The following is a 16,824-nucleotide window of genomic DNA, read 5'->3' as shown; positions in this document are numbered from 1 at the left end:
TTCTCCCTGCTCATCCCTTCTACGTGCGGAGACACGTGATGCCATTTCGTGGCCGGTTGCTGAACCGGCGCATACCCGGGCGGCTGCTTGCAGCGACCGCCCTGGGGGTGACCATCGCCTTGACCGCCGGCACGGTCCAAGCGATGCCGCTCACCCTGCAGGAACAGGGCCGGGGCAGACCCGGCGTGCAGGACTTTGGCGACCCCATCGAGGGCAAGGACGCCAAGGCCGCACCACGTCCGGCCGACCCGGCGAAGAAGGCCGAGGTCAGGGCGCTCGACAAGGCGGTGTGGCCCGGCGGCGGCAGCGCCGAACTCGCCGTCGCGTCCACCGCGCCGAAGGAGACGACGGTCGGCGGACTGCCGGTCGCGGTCTCCTCGGTGCCGGCCAAGGCAGCGAAGTCGGCACGCGCCGGCAGCGCCTCCGCCCCAGCCGCCCCGGCCGAGGTGAAGGTCGACGTGCTGCCCGCGAAGCGGGCCGCCGAACTTCACTCAGCCGCGCTGCTGCGCATTGAGCGCGCCGACGGCAAGGCGAAGGACGCGAAGGTGCGCCTGACCGTCGACTACTCCTCCTTCGCGGAGGGCTACGGCGGCTCGTACGCCTCCCGCCTGCACCTCGTCCAGCTGCCCGCCTGTGCGGCCGTAGCAACCCCCGGCAGCAAGGCGTGCCCCGAGCTGCCGAAGCCGCTGCCGACGGTCAACGACCCCGAGGACCGCACGGTCTCCGCCACCGTCGTCGCTGCCCCCGCTCGGGAGTCCGGCCCGTCGACCATGGCCGTCGAGGGCACGGAGATGGTCGCGCTCGCGGCCGGTCCGTCCTCTGCCCAGGGCACGTACAAGGCGACCTCGCTCTCCCCGTCGGCGAGCTGGAATGTTGCCAACTCGTCCGGCGGCTTCAGCTGGAACTATCCGATGCGGACGGTGCCCACGCCGGGCGGTCATTCCCCGACGGTCGGTCTCGGCTACTCGTCCCAGTCCGCCGACGGCCGTACCTCCGCGACCAACAACCAGGGCTCGTGGGTCGGAGAGGGTTTCTCGTACGACGCGGGCTACATCGAGCGCCGCTACAAGCCGTGCTCCGACGACGGCCACTCGACCTCCGGTGAACAGTGCTGGGCGTTCGACAACGCCACGGTCATGCTCAACGGCAGCTCCAGCGAGCTGATCAAGGACGACAAGACCGGCGACTGGAAGTTCTCGTCCGACGACGGTACGAGAGTGGAAAAGCTCACCGGCGCCACGCACAACGGCGACAACAACGGCGAGCACTGGAAAGTCATCACTTCCGACGGCACCGAGTACTGGTTCGGACTCAACCGTCTGCCCGGCTGGGCCACCGGTAACGAGGAGACCGGCTCCACGTGGACCGTCCCCGTCTTCGGTGACGACTCCGGCGAGCCCTGCTACAACGCCACCTTCACCAGCGCGCACTGCAAGCAGGCCTGGCGCTGGAGCCTGGACTACGTCAAGGACACCCACGGGAACGTGATGTCCTACTTCTACGCACCCGAGACGAACCACTACGCCCTCAACGGCAAGACGGACGTCAACGGCACGGCGTACCACCGCGGCGGCTATCTCAAGCGGATCGACTACGGCGAGCGCGACGGCTCCGTCTACGCGGCCGAGGCACCCGCCCGCGTCGTTTTCAACGTTTTCGAACGCTGCCTGCCCACCACGGACTTCGATTGTGCGGAGTCCAAGCGAACCAAGGCGAACGCCGCGTACTGGCCGGATACACCGGTCGACCAGGAGTGCAAGGCCGACACCAAGTGCACCGTCGGACAGACCTTCTGGACGACGAAGCGGCTGACCGGCATCACCACCCAGATGCGCAAGGACGCGTCCACGTATCAGGACGTGGACGCGTGGACGTTCACCCACCTTTTCACTGACAACGGCGACGACTCAAAGACCCTGTGGCTGTCGAAGATCGACCACGAGGGACGGGTCGGCACGGCGGCGAAGCTGCCCACCCTGGAGCTGTACGGCCAGCAGCTGGCCAACCGCGTCGACGCCGTCGGCGACAACATCGCGCCGTTCCACCGCTACCGGCTCGCGGCCGTCCTGAGCGAGACCGGAGCGCAGCTCGACGTCAACTATGCGCCGACCGAGTGCACGAAGGCCGCGCTGCCCAACCCGGGCGAGTCGACCAAGCGCTGCTATCCGGTCAAGTGGGCACCGCCCGGCACCATCGAGCCGATCACGGACTGGTTCCACAAGTACGTCGTCGCAGAGATCGTCGAGACCGACCGCACCGGTGGCAGCGACTCGCTCGTCACGCGGTACGCCTACAGCGGCGAAGCGGCCTGGCGGAAAGCCAAGCCGGACGGCATCACCGAGGACAAGTACCTGACGTGGGGTGGCTGGCAGGGCTACGGCAAGGTCACCGTCACCTCGGGCAGCGCTGACCACCAGACCTCGCGGATCGACTACACGTACCTGCAGGGCATGGACGGCGACAAGGACCCGGCCGGCGGCACTCGCTCGGTCAAGGTCAAGGACTCGACCGGGGTCGAGTACACGGACGCCGAGGAGTTCACCGGCCACCAGCTGGAGGCGCACACCTACGACGGAACCAAGCTCGTCTCCAAGGTGATCAACCAGCCCTGGAAGTACACCACCGCAACGCAGACCCGCAGCTGGGGCACATCGCACTCGGTCATCGTCCGCTCCGACACCGAGCGTGGCTACAGCCTGCTGTCCGACGGCACCTGGCGCGAGACGAAGAGCACCACGAAGTACGACACCACCAACGGCACCGGCCGGGTGCTGGAGGTCGACGACCAGGGTGACGTCTCCACGATGGCCGACGACACCTGCACGCGCACCTGGTACGCCGACAATGTCGGGGCGAACATCCTCTCCCTGCCCTCCCGCAGCGAGGCCGTGGGTGTAAGGTGCTCTGCCACACCCGACCGAAGAACTCAAGTCCACGCGGACGAGCGCACCTCCTACGACGGCAAGGCGTTCGGCGAGGCCCCCACCAAGGGCGATGCCACCAAGACTGAGCGCCTCACGTCGCACGACGGAACCACGGGCACCTACCAGGTCACCGGCACCACCACGTACGACGCCTTCGGCCGCCCGCTGTCTCAGACGGACGCGTCCGGAGCCGAGACCAAGACGGCTTACACGGACGTCAACGGCCTGATCTCGCAGACCAAGAACACCAACGCGCTGGGCCACGTCACGACCACCGACTATGTCCCGGCCTGGGGCATGTCGACCGGCCAGACCGACCCCAACGGCAAGCGCACGGACCTTGCCTACGACGCTCTCGGCCGCCTGACCTCTGTCTGGCTCCCCGACCGGGCCAAGATCCAGACGCCGAGCATCAAGTACTCGTACAACGTCCGCCGCGACAAGGTCACGGCGATCCGGACGGAGAAGATCGAGAACGACGGTTCGTACGGTTCCGAGTACCAGCTGTACGACAGCCTGCTGCGCCCGCGCCAGATCCAGACCGAGGGGCCGGGCGGGACGCGGATGGTCGCGGACTCGTTCTACGACGGCACGGGTAAGGTCAAGAAGACCCACGCCACATACAACGCGGCGGGCGCGGCCTCCGACGAACTGCTGATCGTCCACAACGGTGAGGTCGGTCAGCAGAGCCTGCTGGAGTACGACGGCCTCGGCCGCCAGACGGCCCAGATCCTTGCCGTGTCGGGCGTCGAGCAGTGGCGCACCACCACCACGTACGACGGTGAGCGGACCACGGTCGACCCGCCCACGGGCGGCGTGCCCACCACCACGATCACGGACTTCGCGGGCAATACCAAGGAGATCTGGCACTACCGGGGGGACTCTCCGAATCCGCTTTCCGGCTACGACGTAACGAAGTACACCTACACGCCGAAGAGCGAGCTCAAGACCGTCACCGACGCGCAGGGCAACGAGTGGCGATACGAGTACGACCAGCTGGGCCGCAAGACCAAGAGCGTCGACCCCGACGCGGGCACCTCGACCACCGTGTATGACGCGCTCGACCGCCCGGTCTCGTCCACGGACAGCCGGGGCAAGAAGGTCTCCACGGTCTACGACAAACTCGGCCGCACGCTCTCCACTTGGCAGGGCGAGCCGACCACGGGCACGCGCCTGACGGAGACCCGGTACGACAGGACCGGGATGCTCGGGCACGCGTGGGCCGACATCAGCTACGTCACGTCGACGGAGTCGTTCGGCACCGTCATCCATGCATGGGACAACTTCTACCGTCCGCTGAAGACGGCCTACGTGGTGCCCGCCTCTCAGGGGGCGCTGGCCGGCACGTACACCTTCACCTCGGCGTACAACCGGGACGGCACCCTGCAGTCGAGCGGCATGCCCGCCGCGGGTGACCTGCCTGCCGAGGTGCTGGTCAACGGTTACGACGACCTTCAGCGCCCGACGACGCTGACAGGCACGACGCCGTACGTCACCAACACCGTCTACTCCAACCGGAGCCACGTCCAGCAGCTCGAGTTGAACACGGGCGGCAAGAAGGTCTGGCAGACCTTCGACTACGAGACCGGCACGGACCGGCTCACGCGCATGGTGGTCGACGTCTACGGCGCGTCCGCCCCCGCCAAGGAGGCGAACTACTCCTACGACCAGGCCGGCAACGTCCTGTCCATCGCGGACACGTCGAACACCGCCTCACCCGACGTCCAGTGCTTCGGCTACGACTCGCGCAAGCGTCTTGCCGAGGCGTGGACCCCCGTGTCCACCGTGGCCGCCGCGTCCGGGAACGGCACGATCGGCTCGACCGCTCCCGTCGAGGGTTCCGGGCCGACGGCCTGCCAGGCCGCCCCGGGCGCCAACCCGCTGGGCGGCCCTGCCCCGTACTGGAAGTCGTACGTCACGGACGCCATCGGCAACCGGACGTCCGAGACCGTCCACGACACCGGACTCAACCCGGTGCAGAACATCACCCGCACCTACACCTACGGCGGTGCCGGAGCTCTCGGCGACGGTCCGCACCAGGTCACCAAGGTCGTCGAGAACACCCCGACCGGGGACCGTCTGTCGACCTACGAGTACGACGCCACCGGCAACACCACCAAGCGCACCATCGGCGGCGACGCCCAGGTGCTGGAGTGGACCGACACGGGCAAGCTCGCGAAGGCGAAGGAGGCCGACGGGTCCGAGACGACCTACCTGTACGACAGCGGCGGCAACCGGGTCCAGCGCAAGGACCCGACCGGCACGACCGTCTACCTGCCCGGCATGGAGCTGAAGCTCTCCGCCGACGGAACGAAGAAGGAAGCCACCCGCTACTACTCCCACGCCGGCCAGACGGTCGCGGTGCGCATGAACGACAACAAGGTGTCGTTCATCGCCTCCGACCACCACGGCACGGGCGAGCTCGCCATTGACGCCGCGATCGGCGCTGTCTCGCAGCGCCGCTTCGACCCGTACGGTGTCGAGCGGGGCGAGGCGACCGGGAGCTGGCCCGGCGAGAAGGGCTATGTCGGTGGCACGATCGACAAGTCGACCGGGCTGACACGCCTGGGCGCGCGTGAGTACGACGCGGTCATCGGCAAATTCATCTCCGTCGACCCGCTGATCGACTACACCCAGCCGCAGCAGATCAACGGCTACAGCTACGCCAACAACACACCGGTCACCCTCGCCGATCCCAGCGGCGAGATGCCTCCGGAGTGCTGGCAGGGCACCTACACGTGCAGCGGCGGCAAGCCGGTCGGCAAGAACGGCGAAAAGGCCGATAAGAAGGACAAGCGCAAGGCCGGCAAGGGCGACGACGACGTCGACCAGGCAGAGGAAGAAATTGCTGCAGCGGAGAACCAACAGGCCACGGCGACACAGAGGATCAAGTCCGCGGGCACAGCCCTGGTGGAGATCGCCAAGGACCAACTCGGTATCAATGCCGCGCTCGACTGCATCTCCAGCGGCGACCTGGCCGCCTGCGGAGAAACCGCGCTCAACATCGCAGGCAGCTTTGCCGGTGGTCTTGCAGGGAAAATCCTTGCCAAATACGGCCTGAAGTGGGAATGGGCCAAGGGAGCCCAGCTCGCCAAACGAGTGGCCGGTCTCGTCGCCGACCTCCTCGGTGGCATCAAGGACTGGTTCAAGGCAAACAGTGCCGTCGGGAAGGCGAAGGACGCCCTCGCCGCAGCGAGAGAGAAGGCCGAGACAGCCGTCGGGAAGGGGAGGACGGGCACGTGTCCCACCCCCCACTCCTTCCTGCCCGGCACGCAAGTCCTCCTCGCCGACGGCAGCACGAAACCCATCGAGGACGTCGCACTCGGCGACAAGGTCACTGTCACCGACCCGGAGACGGGTGAGACGACGGTCCGCGAGGTCGCGGGCACGATCGTCACCGAGGACGACAAGCACTTCGTCGACCTCACCATTACTGACGAGACGGGCACACCCGAGGCCCTGATCTCCACCACCACCCACCCCTTCTGGGCCGTCTCCCAGAGCGAGTGGGTCGAGGCGGGCGACCTCCGTCCCGGCATGACCCTGCGCACCCCTGAGGGCGACACGGTCAAGGTCACGGACACGCGCTACTTCGAGGAGCGGCAGCGCACCCACGACCTCACCGTCACGGGCATCCACACGTACTATGTGCTCGCGGGGGCCACGCCGGTCCTGGTTCACAATTGCAACAAGAATCAAGGCGTCTATATATTCGACGATAAGTCGAAGCCTGGCCACGTGTATATCGGCAAGACCAACAACTTTAACGTTCGACTGAACAAGCATGCAGACTTGGGCAGGCGAGACAAGGATGGGCCTGTCATTTGCATCCATGTGTGCGGAGATGACACGGCTCTAAGAATCCGAGAGCACATCATGAAGGTTCAGTTCGAAAAAATGGGCTTTAAGCTCAGTAGCGGCATTGAGGGGTTTGGTCGAAACCTCTACAACAAGCGCCAGGCGACTCAGCCTGAGCTCCCGTTCGAGTAGGGCGATATGGGGAAATGGGGATACGGGCCATTCGATAACGATGGCGCCGCGGACTTTGCTGGCGATTTGGATGCCACTCCGCTGTCTAGGCGAATTCAGGCGATCCGAGCTGCCCTCGCCTCGGTGGCGGGCGACGGCAGCCCGCATATCGATGGTGGTAGAGCAGAGCTGGCAATCGCTGCCGCTGCGTTGACAGTCCGAGGGGTTGAGGGCGGCGATGAATTTCAATCTGCGACGTGGGGGCCGAATGGTGAGATTCCGCAGATTCCGAAAGAGCTGGTACCCCTGGCGCTCGAAGCGATTTCGCGCCTACTCGCCACAAGCAATGACTTGCGGGACGACTGGAGCGTGGAGGAGGAAGGTGCTGAATGGCTTGCAATGCTCCGAAGGCTGAAAGCAGTGCTTGAAAGAGAAAGTACTGCAGGGGTTCCCCTCTCCGCTCCAGGCGCCGAAGGTCAAAAGCAAGGGCCACAGAGGGCTAGACGAGCTGCGCATGAGAATGAATCCACCCAGGAAGGTCTTTGGTAATACCTTCAGGGTGGCTATCTGAATCAACTGAATGAAGGGTCATGAAGGCGTGAGCCGTGACTTCGTCACGTCATCTGATCATGGAGAATTCGGTAGCCCGGCAAATGCGAGGGTCCCCTCCGCGCTTCTGCGCGGAGGGGACCCTCGGGTCGTTTGACGGCAACGGTGACGGCAACGTCAGCGGACGACGACTGTGGCGGGTGGGTCGTCGGGGTCGTTGCCGGTGGGGCTGAGCGCGTTGCTGAGGGTGTCGATGGCTTGGCGCTGGAGTCGGAGTCGGACGTGGGCGTAGACGCCGGCGGTGACGCCGATGTGGGCGTGACCCAACAACTCCTTGATCACGACGAGGTCGATGCCCTGTTCGAGGAGCAGGGTGGCGGTCGAGTGGCGGAGGTCATGGAAGCGGATGCGTCGGAGTCCGGCCCGGTTGAGGAAGCTGCGGAAGCGGCGGGTGAGGTTGGCAGGGTCGAGAGGCCGTCCGGTGGGCGTGGTGAATACGAGCCCGCTGTCGCTCCAGTGCGCTCCTGCTGTCTCTCGCTCCTGGTCTTGCCATCCTCTGTGCTCCTTGAGGGAGTGGAGGCATTCGGTCGGGAGGGCGATGCGGCGTTCGGATGCCCGGGTCTTGGTGGGGAGATGTGTGAGGCCGCCGGTGCGGGTGCGCTGGAGTGAGCGGCGGATGCTGGCGGTTCCTGCGTTGAGGTCGAGGTCTTCCCAGTGGAGCCCGAGGAGTTCGCCTTTGCGGAGGCCGGTGCGGAGGGCGAGTTCGTAGAGTGCGTGGAGCCGGTCGGTGCGGGCTACGTCGAGGAACTGACGGGCCTCTGCCGCAGTGAGCGGATGGAAGCGCCTGGGCTGGTGCGTGGTGGTCTTGACGTTTCGGGCGACGTTGCGGGGCAGCTCGTCTTCGCGGACGGCGTGTTCCAGTGCTGACTTGAGCACCGAGTGCACGTAGGTCACGGTCAAAGCGGACAGCCGCTTCTGGCAGCACTTCTTCCGTTCGGTGTCCAGCCCTTGGGCGCAGCACTGGCAGGCGGTGCGGAGTCGGTCGAGGAAGGTGCGGACGTCCTTGGCGGTGAGCCGTGCGATTTTCTTGGTGCCGAGTCCGGGGATGAGGTGGAGGCGGACGCAGGCGGCGTATCGGGTATGAGTGTTCTCGCGAAGCCGGTGAACGGCGACACTGCTGAGCCAGTACGTCAGGTAGTCACCGAGCGTGCTGTCAGCAGTGGCGACCGGCAGCCCGCGGTTGCTGTCGGCGATCTTCTCGGCGAGCTTGTCGGCCGCATTCTTGCGGGTGGTGCCGTAGACGCGGACGCGTTTGCGGGTGCCGTCGGCGGCGAGGACGTAGCCGGCGGCTTCCCAGCGGCCGTCCTTGCGCTGGTAGATGGTGCCTTCGCCGTTGGCGCGGGCCTTCTTGCGCTTGGGGGCGGTCATCGGGCGGCCTCTTCCAGGTGGTGCTGGACGTAGTCAGCGAGGGCGTGGGCGGGGATGCGGCGGGCGCGGCCGATGGTCAGGGAGGCCAGGCGGCGGGTGCGCAGGAGGTCGTAGAGGGCGGAGCGGCCGATCTTGAGGCGGGCCATTGCCTCGGGGACGGTGAGGAGTTCGTCGTCACGCACGAGTCGCTACCTCCTGTTCGCCCGTCGGGCCACCTCCGATGAGTGCGGCGAGGCGTTCGAGGTCGGGGGTGAGGCCGGTGCCGTCGTAGGCCCAGTGGGCGAGGACGAGGGTGGTCGCGGAGGGCGGCGGGGTGTGGCGGCGATGCCAGGCGGCTCGGGCGGCCCGGAGCGCGCTGAGGGTGGTGGAGTAGGCGCGGGTCTTGGTGGAGAAGTGGCCGCGGAAGCCGAGCATGTGGGCCCACTTGCGCAGGTTCAGGTGCTTGAGATCGTCGCGGGTACCGAGGGCCCAGGCGGTGCGGATCATGCGGGCGGCGTGCTCGGGTAGGGACTCGAACCAGAGGTCGGTGATCTTATTCAGCCGGTGGTCGAGGGTGCCGGTGGCGGCTTCGGTGCCCTTGGTGGCGTACTTGGCGACGTATCCGGCGACCTTGCCCTCGGTGATCGTGGTCCCGCCCTGGAAGGCCGTGGACCGGATGATCCTGGTGTCGATCTGCTCGCCGAAGACGAAGGCGCGGGCCCGGCCGTTGGCCTCCGGCCCGTCGATGCGGGCGCGGGTGGCCGAGATCCGAATGGCATCGGCCAGCAGGTCGGGTGTGGCCCAGGCGGGCGGCGGGGTGTAGGGGCCTGCGGGGCCGTCGAGGCGGATGACAGCGTGGAAGTGGATCAGTCCGCGCTGCTGGTACTCGGCGAACTTGGCGTACGAGACCCGGACGACCTTGGAGAGCAGCCGCTGAGGGACACCAGCTGCGGCGGCGATGGTGCGACGCAGGTGGAGCATGAAGCGGGCCCACAGGGCCGGGGCATGGGCGTTCCACAGCACGGCGCCGGTGTAGTCGTAGCGCTCCGGGTCGAGCGCGGTGCCGAGGAGCGGGTCGCCCTTGGTGTGGGTGCGTCCGCAACGGCAGCGGGCGGAGCCGCCCACGCGTCGCCCGTGCACGGGTCCGTATGACGGTGCGGTGAGGGTGGCGAAGACACGGGGATGGGTGGCGACCTGTTCGGGGATGTTCTTGCCGCCGCGCAGGCCGGCGGCGATGAGGTGGTAGGTGTCCTGACGGTAGAGCTCGGCGCAGGAGGGGCAGCGGGTGCTGCGGCGGTTGCCGCAGCGGACCAGCAGGTGCCCGGCGGGAAGTTCCTTGGACTTCAGTTCGCGCAGGATCTCGCCGGTGAAGGAGTCGACATCGATGCGCTGGCCTTCGAGGCGGACCGGCTGGGCGCAGCCACCCAGGGAGGACAGCTGCCGTACCAGGCCGAGCAGGTCCCGGTACCCGGTGAACGTGGGCAGCGCGGCCGTGGCGAGTTCGGGGCGGGGGATTGTGGTGGTCGGGTCGTGCGGTGGCATGCTGGCGGGACCTCTCTGCACTGCGGCACACACGTGTGCCGTGGATGGATGGGAGGGAGGCCCCGCAAGGGCGAGGGTTTGGCGACTACACGCCCTTGCCGGGGATCACTGCGAAACGGGACCAGGAGGAGGCGGTCACGCCGCCTTGCCCAGGTCAACGCGGTCGGGCAGCTCGCGGACCTTGAGCCCTTCGGCGCACATGAGGTCGTTGATCTGCCAGCAGGCTTCGGTGGGCAGGTAGACCGAGCGCAGCCGGACGGGGGTGCGCATGTCGCCGACGGAGGCGATGGACACGCCCTGGGGCATGGTGCGGTCGGCGGCGGTGATGTCCAGTTCCCGGCCGTCGGGGAAGAGGTGCAGGAAGTCCTCGATGGTGTCGACGCGGTGGCAGATCCGGGCGGACAGGTTGGTGCGTACGGCGGTGGTGAGCACGTCGGCGGAGGGTTTCTGGGTGAGCAGCCACAGCCGGATACCGAACTTGGCGCCCTGGCTGGCGATGGCCAGCAGCTCGGCCTCGAAGCGTTCGCGGGCCTTGCGGTCGGGGTGGCGGGTGTAGTTCGCGACCTCGTCGATCACCACGAGCAGCAGCGGCAGTTCGGGGCTGAAGTCGGTGATGCGGTCTGTACGGCCGGACCAGAACAGCCGCTCGCGGCGCTGCATCTCCTCGCGCACCCAGCGCAGGATCTCGGTCGGCTCGTCTGGGTGAATGGCGTCGGAGACCTTGTAGGCGGTACGCCACCAGGGCGCGACCGCACCGAGGTTGGGATCGATCACGATCAGCCGCACGTCCCGCATGAGCGAGGCGTAGGCGAGGAGGGTGTTGACGGTGATCGATTTGCCGGAGCGGGTGAGGCCGGCGACGAGGGCGTGGGCGGAATAGGCGAGGTTGAGCACGATGGGGGTGCCGTCCTCGTCCCAGCCGAGCAGCACATCATCGGTGGAGACGAACTGCCCCGGCCGGCAGACCGGGGAGCCGTCCGGGCCGAGCAGTGGTGAGCGGATCACCGCCTCCAGCGGCTCGCGCCGGAAGCCTCGCGCGACGATCACTCCGGGCTTGGGCTGGCTGATCCGGATGCGACGCATACCCCAGGCATCGCACAGGCCCTCATTGGCGTCCTGCCAGGCGCTGAGCCCGACCTGCGGCAGGGCATCGGCGGTGACGGTGACGCCGAAGACGTCGGCGCGGGTGCGCAGGCGCGGGACCAGCACGCGCGGCTTCGGTGGTTGTTCCTGCGGGGCGTACTGCTGGAGCACGGTCGGGGTGGCGTCCTTGACCGCCAGGCCGAGCATCGGGGCGAGCCGCTTCCAGCCCCACCGCATCCGCCGCGCCTGCCGCAGGCTGATCCGGATCTCGGCATCGGCCCGGTACCAGCGGGCGAAGCAGAACCCGGCCCGGCCCAGCAGTCCGAGAGCGCCGAGGCCGACCACGGCCAGGAACGCGAGCCCAAGGGGATTCCCGGTCATCAGGCGCCCGCCTTGGCGGTGACGGCGTCGGCGCGCAGGGAGATGCCGTGCCGGTCCTTGCCGTTGATCTCGTTTTCCCAGGCCGAGGCGACAAGCCCGGTGAAGACGACCGGCAGGCCGACCTTGAGGCCCTTGCCGAGACCGGGCTCCGGGATTTTCACGGTGATCACTTCGGCTCGGCCGTTGAAGGCGAACATCACGTCCACCAGGTGCAGGTGGGCGCCGGTGGCCCGGTCGATCGCGGGCTGCTGGCCTTCGCGGTCCTTGAAGTGCGGGCGGGACTCGGAGGCCAGGATCACCAGGGCCTGGGACTGGTCGATGGGCATGGTCTTCACGGCAAACCTCCAGGTAGAGGGGTGCGAGTCACCCGTGTGAGTGATCGCGCGCCGCAACCATCATTCATTCCATTCTAAGTCCATCCCTATTGAGTTCCATCCATTCTTGCGGTGGTCCATCCATCAGGCGGCTACCCTGACCCCGTGAGGCCGCTGAGCTGGTGAAACACGACAGGCAGCGGGCGGCCTGCGGCTGGTGGAATCGGACTGGGACCAGGGATGGACATGGCTGCTGCTGACGAGGCGCGCTTGACGTTCGAACGCATCGCGGACGACCTACGGCAGCAGATCCGGGACGGCGAGCTACGGCCCGGCCAACTCCTGCCGACGCAGAGCCAGCTCATGCAGACCTACAAGGCATCGAGCCTGACCGTGCAGAAGGCGATCCGGCTGCTCAGGAACGAGGGCTGGGTCATCGCCCGCCAGGGGCGCGGCACGTTCGTCACGCGCTCGGCCGACTTCGAGGACGCCTTCGAGAAGGTCGCCGGCGATCTCACACAGCAGATCTACTCCGGCACTCTGGCTCCCGGCTCCCGGCTCCCGGCCCGCGAGGTCCTGGCGGAGCACTATGCGGTGCCGCTCAACGTGGTCACCAATGCCATCGCCCTGCTGGCTGGCAACTTCCTCCTGCGATACCCCGGTGAGCTGCCCGGCGACGAGGTCTACGTACGCGACTGGGACGACCACGGCTTCGCCACCCAGCTCACCCACGGCCGCCTGGTCCGCAAGATCAGAGAAGGATCACTGGCTAGGGGCGCCACGGTCACCGTGGACGAGGTGGTCGACACGATCGGCGGCGACCCGGAATCCGCAGACCAGGCCCTGACCTTCCTCACCCTGGAGGGCAGGATGAAGAAGGCCCACCAGCGCAACGGGTCGATGGCGTACGTCGTCGTGGGGGGCGAGTTCGGCACAGAGGTGCCGGTCACGGTGCAGCCGGTGGACGAGCCGGACGAAGCGTCGACTGCTCCGCAGAACGAGTTCCCGGCGGCGTCCGGAGTAGCGGATCTGACCTACAAGCTGGAACGAGCTCTGGAGCGGATCGAGGAGCTTGAGGAGCGGGTCGAACGCCTCGAAGGCCGCGACGCCAACTGAGGCAGGCACGTGAACGACGGCGTCCCCGAAGGCCGCAGGCTGGCTTTCGGGGACGCTTCGCGTTGATCGGTCAGGGCTGGTACTCGTAGCCGATGGTGAATCGAGGCGGCAGGCACCACTCCCCGTACTCGATGATCCCCTCCGCGTCCGACCAGCGGTGGGCGCCGGCCAGGATCGGGGACCCGACCGGCAGCCCCAGTGCGCTTGACTCTCGGGCGTCGGCGGGGCGGGCGTGCATGTCGTCGCGGGCGTGGGTGATCGTGCGCCCGGTAGCTTCCAGAACCCGGGCGGACAGTCCGTGATTGCGGCCCGGGGCGGTGTTCAGCAGGTCCGGCACCAGGGCTGCGAACGGGGCCGGGTACCAGGTCACGGCGAACACGGTCCGGGTCTTGCCCCGTCCGGCCAGCCACTCGCGCCGCACCACCTGGTCCCCGGCTTCCAGGTCGAAGATCTCCGCCACATACAGCGGCGGGGTGATCAGTTCGGCGGCCGTCACCCGGCTCGTCTCACCCTCGGCCAGGAACGATTTCACCCGCTGGACCCGGGCCAGCCGGTCGCGCGCCGACAGCGTCCAGCGCGGGTCGTCGGCAACGTAGGTGCCGCGCGGGGTGGTGCGGATGAAGTTCTCGACTTGGAGGGCCTGCAAGGCGCGGGAGACGGTGGCGGCTGCAGCTTGCCACTGGCCGGCGATCTCCCGGTTCGTCGGCAGCTTGGCGCCGGGCTCAAGCTCTCCCGACAGGATGCGTTCCCGGAAGTGATCCGCGATCTTCGTGAACGTCTTGGGACTGGGCATAAGGCGTGCCCCTCCGTTGAGTTGACGTGGTGCCAGTGAGGGCACACTAGTGCACTGCGAACCGTAGCGGGAGTGCTTCGGCCACTCGAATACTGAACTAGAGCACCGACCTGTCAAGAGGTCGGCCATGTGACGTTCGAGAGGTGGCGATGTGCAGTGACGGAGCCGACCAGGTACTCCACCCAGCCGGTTGAACTCCCCTTGCGCCTGGACCCGGAGCCGGTCCGTCGAGGGCTGTGCGGGCTGCGCGGAGCTGGCCAACGTACGCGACCGGGCCCGCGAGGTCGGCGACATGACCACCGTCAGCGACTGCAACGTCTACATGCGACGCCACCCCGAGGGCCACCAGTGAGCCCCCGCGCCGTATACCGGCACATCACCCACACCATCCGCCACGCACCTGAAGGCGGTATCACCTACGAGGCGTTCTGCACCGCTGCCAACTGCGAAGCCGAATCCGGACCCCACGCCGAGCAGGAAGCCGCACAGGACTGGGCACTCCGCCACACCGGACGCACCGGTCACAACCTGTTCAGACGCGTCTTCACCGACCACGCCAATGTCACCCGAGCCGAGTAGAACCACCACCGCCAACCGGAACAGGACCCACACCCCACAGGCCATCACACCAGGCCAGCAGTCCAGCCGGACGCTCGGCCACCGACAACGGCGTACCGCCGGAGCAGTGTCGAGTCTCAGTTGATGGTTGACGGGTTGGCGTCGGGTGATGCTTGACGTCTGTCCTAGACGATCTTCCGGCGGTTGTGTTCGCCGGACTTGCGGACGACCACCTCCTTCCTGGTCACGCGTGGGACGGTGGTGATCAGTTCTTGGCCGTGGAAGACGCAGATGGTGTCCTCGCTCAGGTGGGCGGTGACGACCTGGCGGGCATAGCCGCGGCCGAGCTGGATGCGCTGTCCGGCCACCATGAAGCCACCGGTGCTGCTGACCGTGCGCTCGGCGACCTGCTCGGCAGGCGGCGGCAGCAGCGGTGGCGGTCCGGCCGGACGGCCGCCTTGTAGACGGCTGCAGGCCGACGGCGGCAGCGGGCTGGGCAGGGTGGCCTTAAGGACACGCTGTTCGTCGAGGGCCTGCAGCACCCGGCCGTCCAGCCGCAGGGTGACCCGCTGTCCGGCGAACGGCCAGCCGATGAGGACCTTGTCGCCGCACCCAGGCCGACGTAGCCGACCGCGTTGACGGTGCGATCCACCTCCACCGCCCCGGCGGAGTCGTCTGCCGGGCCGGGATCGTCGAGCCAGGGTCCTGCAGGCCGGGCTTGTCCTGCCGCCAACAGGGCTTTGAGGTCCCGGCCGGACAGCTTCGAGGGCAGCGTCTTGTGCCGTGCGCCGCCGATGAGCACATGCAGCCGGTTCACGTCGATGCGCAAGGTCACCGTGGTGCCAGCCAGGGCCGGGCCGAACCAGATCTGCTGCCCGCGCAGGCTCAGGTTGCCCGAGGCAGGAACCATCCGCTCCACCTCGATCGCACCGATCTCCCCCTCGGCCAACGGCCAGGTCACGGGCGCCGGTTCAGGCGGCGGGAATGTCGGCGGAGCCGGAGGGGTGACCAGGTCGAGGCGGGCGGGCAGGACCACCGGCAACGCATCCTGCTCGGCTCGCGGCTGAGGGACGAACCTGCTCGCCGGGACGGCCATGTCCAGGGATTGATGCGGCCGCATCCGGTTGTAGTCCTCCAGCCAGCCGTCCACCGCCGCCTGCGCCGCCACCAGGTCGGCGAACGGCGCGGACTCATCCAGGAGTTCACGCCGCAGCGTCTGATGGAACCGCTCGATCTTCCCGGTGGTGGTCGGTGACTGCGGCCGGGTGAGCCGGTGCGTGATGCCGTTCTCCCGGCAGATCCGGTCGAACATCGTCTCTCCGGGCCGTCCGGAGCCGAACCGGGCGGTGAACTGCTTGCCGTTGTCCGTCAGCACCTCCTCGGGCACCCCGAACAGCATCAGGGCTTCCCCGAAGGCCCGACACACCGCCCGGGCCGTCGCCCGCTCAACCACCTTCGCGATCACCACAAACCTCGAATGGTCATCGATCCCGGTGACCATCTTGCACTCGCCACCGCCCGCAAGCAGGACCCCGCCGACGATGTCCATCTGCCACAACTCCATCGCTGCAGACCGTTCCCACCTGCGGTAATCCGACCGGCGCCGCTTACGGACCCCGGGCGCGATCAGAGCGTTGCGCACCAGGACCCGATAGACCGTCGCCCGCGCCGGCACCGGCACGATGCCCCTGCGGTCCAGCTCGTGCACCAAGCGGCGCTCACCCCCAGCCGGGATGCCGACGCCGTAACTCGCAGACCACCGCTTCCACCTCCGCCGCGATCCGGTGCGGACACGAGGCCGGCCGGTGCGACCGGTCCGCCAAGCCCGGCAGACCCGACTGCTCGTACTTGCGCACCCACGCATGCACCGACTGCCTCGACACCCCATACCGGGCCGCGACTTGAGTGACCGGAACCCCCGCGGCCACCTCCATGACCGCGTGATACCTCTGCTCGACCACGCTCAACTCCACCAGCACGGCCCCGGCCCTCCCCATGCGCCCAATCCAGGCACACAGCCAAGCCGAGGAAAGCGGTGTCAAGCATCAGGTGAAGCCACTGCGTCAAGCATCAACCGAGACCGGACAGTACCGGGTTGCGTCCTGAGAGGTGGTGTACGGGCTCCCACCTGATCCGGGCGTTTGTCCTGGCGTCGGAGTGAGTGTCCGGATACAAGAACGGCCACCGG

Annotated in this window: 10 protein-coding genes and 2 pseudogenes; 5 read left to right on the top strand and 7 right to left on the bottom strand. The window is 67.6% G+C overall.

The features are described from left to right. Positions 1-143: 143 nt before the first annotated feature. Positions 144-6,914 carry a polymorphic toxin-type HINT domain-containing protein gene (locus ACWD0A_RS28740; protein WP_451302736.1) on the top strand — a complete coding sequence of 2,257 codons (6,771 nt, stop codon included), beginning with the start codon at positions 144-146 and terminating at the stop codon, positions 6,912-6,914. Positions 6,915-6,920: 6 nt separating this feature from the next. Then, positions 6,921-7,442 carry a DUF4259 domain-containing protein gene (locus ACWD0A_RS28735; RefSeq protein WP_451302734.1) on the top strand — a complete coding sequence of 174 codons (522 nt, stop codon included), beginning with the start codon at positions 6,921-6,923 and terminating at the stop codon, positions 7,440-7,442. 177 nt (positions 7,443-7,619) lie between these two features. Here ACWD0A_RS28735 and ACWD0A_RS28730 read toward each other — a convergent pair whose 3' ends face one another. From ACWD0A_RS28730 to ACWD0A_RS28710, 5 genes are all read right to left on the bottom strand, one after another. Further along, complete coding sequence (locus ACWD0A_RS28730; RefSeq protein WP_451302732.1) at positions 7,620-8,870, bottom strand: tyrosine-type recombinase/integrase; 1,251 nt, start codon at positions 8,868-8,870, stop codon at positions 7,620-7,622. After that, positions 8,867-9,052 (bottom strand): helix-turn-helix domain-containing protein, encoded by a 186-nt coding sequence (locus ACWD0A_RS28725; RefSeq protein ID WP_043432604.1) that lies wholly within the window; start codon positions 9,050-9,052, stop codon positions 8,867-8,869. Before ACWD0A_RS28725 ends, ACWD0A_RS28730 begins: the two co-directional genes overlap by 4 nt. Next, complete coding sequence (locus tag ACWD0A_RS28720; RefSeq protein WP_451302730.1) at positions 9,045-10,391, bottom strand: replication initiator; 1,347 nt, start codon at positions 10,389-10,391, stop codon at positions 9,045-9,047. The genes ACWD0A_RS28725 and ACWD0A_RS28720 overlap by 8 nt, the downstream gene beginning before the upstream one ends. A 135-nt stretch (positions 10,392-10,526) precedes the next feature. Next, positions 10,527-11,855, bottom strand: coding sequence for an FtsK/SpoIIIE domain-containing protein (locus ACWD0A_RS28715; RefSeq protein ID WP_451302728.1), 1,329 nt, complete (start codon positions 11,853-11,855; stop codon positions 10,527-10,529). Beyond that, positions 11,855-12,181, bottom strand: coding sequence for an SCO3933 family regulatory protein (locus ACWD0A_RS28710; RefSeq protein ID WP_241695228.1), 327 nt, complete (start codon positions 12,179-12,181; stop codon positions 11,855-11,857). The genes ACWD0A_RS28715 and ACWD0A_RS28710 overlap by 1 nt, the downstream gene beginning before the upstream one ends. Positions 12,182-12,415: 234 nt before the next feature. Here ACWD0A_RS28710 and ACWD0A_RS28705 point away from each other — a divergent pair, with 234 nt between their 5' ends. After that, entirely contained in the window at positions 12,416-13,285 is an 870-nt protein-coding gene (locus ACWD0A_RS28705; RefSeq protein WP_451302726.1) for a GntR family transcriptional regulator, read from the top strand. 70 nt (positions 13,286-13,355) lie between these two features. Here ACWD0A_RS28705 and ACWD0A_RS28700 read toward each other — a convergent pair whose 3' ends face one another. Continuing rightward, positions 13,356-14,078 (bottom strand): GntR family transcriptional regulator, encoded by a 723-nt coding sequence (locus tag ACWD0A_RS28700; protein ID WP_451302724.1) that lies wholly within the window; start codon positions 14,076-14,078, stop codon positions 13,356-13,358. 156 nt (positions 14,079-14,234) lie between these two features. Between ACWD0A_RS28700 and ACWD0A_RS28695 the strand changes: the two are divergent. Beyond that, positions 14,235-14,430: pseudogene (locus ACWD0A_RS28695) on the top strand (hypothetical protein). Continuing rightward, positions 14,427-14,657: a DUF7848 domain-containing protein gene (locus ACWD0A_RS28690; RefSeq protein ID WP_451302722.1), complete on the top strand. Its 231-nt coding sequence runs from the start codon at positions 14,427-14,429 to the stop codon at positions 14,655-14,657. The pseudogene ACWD0A_RS28695 and the gene ACWD0A_RS28690 overlap by 4 nt, the downstream one beginning before the upstream one ends. Before the next feature lie 164 nt (positions 14,658-14,821). Here ACWD0A_RS28690 and ACWD0A_RS28685 read toward each other — a convergent pair. Beyond that, positions 14,822-16,603: pseudogene (locus ACWD0A_RS28685) on the bottom strand (IS481 family transposase). Positions 16,604-16,824 lie beyond the last annotated feature (221 nt).

The organism is Streptomyces sp. NPDC002867, assembly GCF_053591895.1.
Note: the sequence above shows the minus strand (reverse complement) of the source record. Positions and strands in the feature narration are given on the sequence as shown.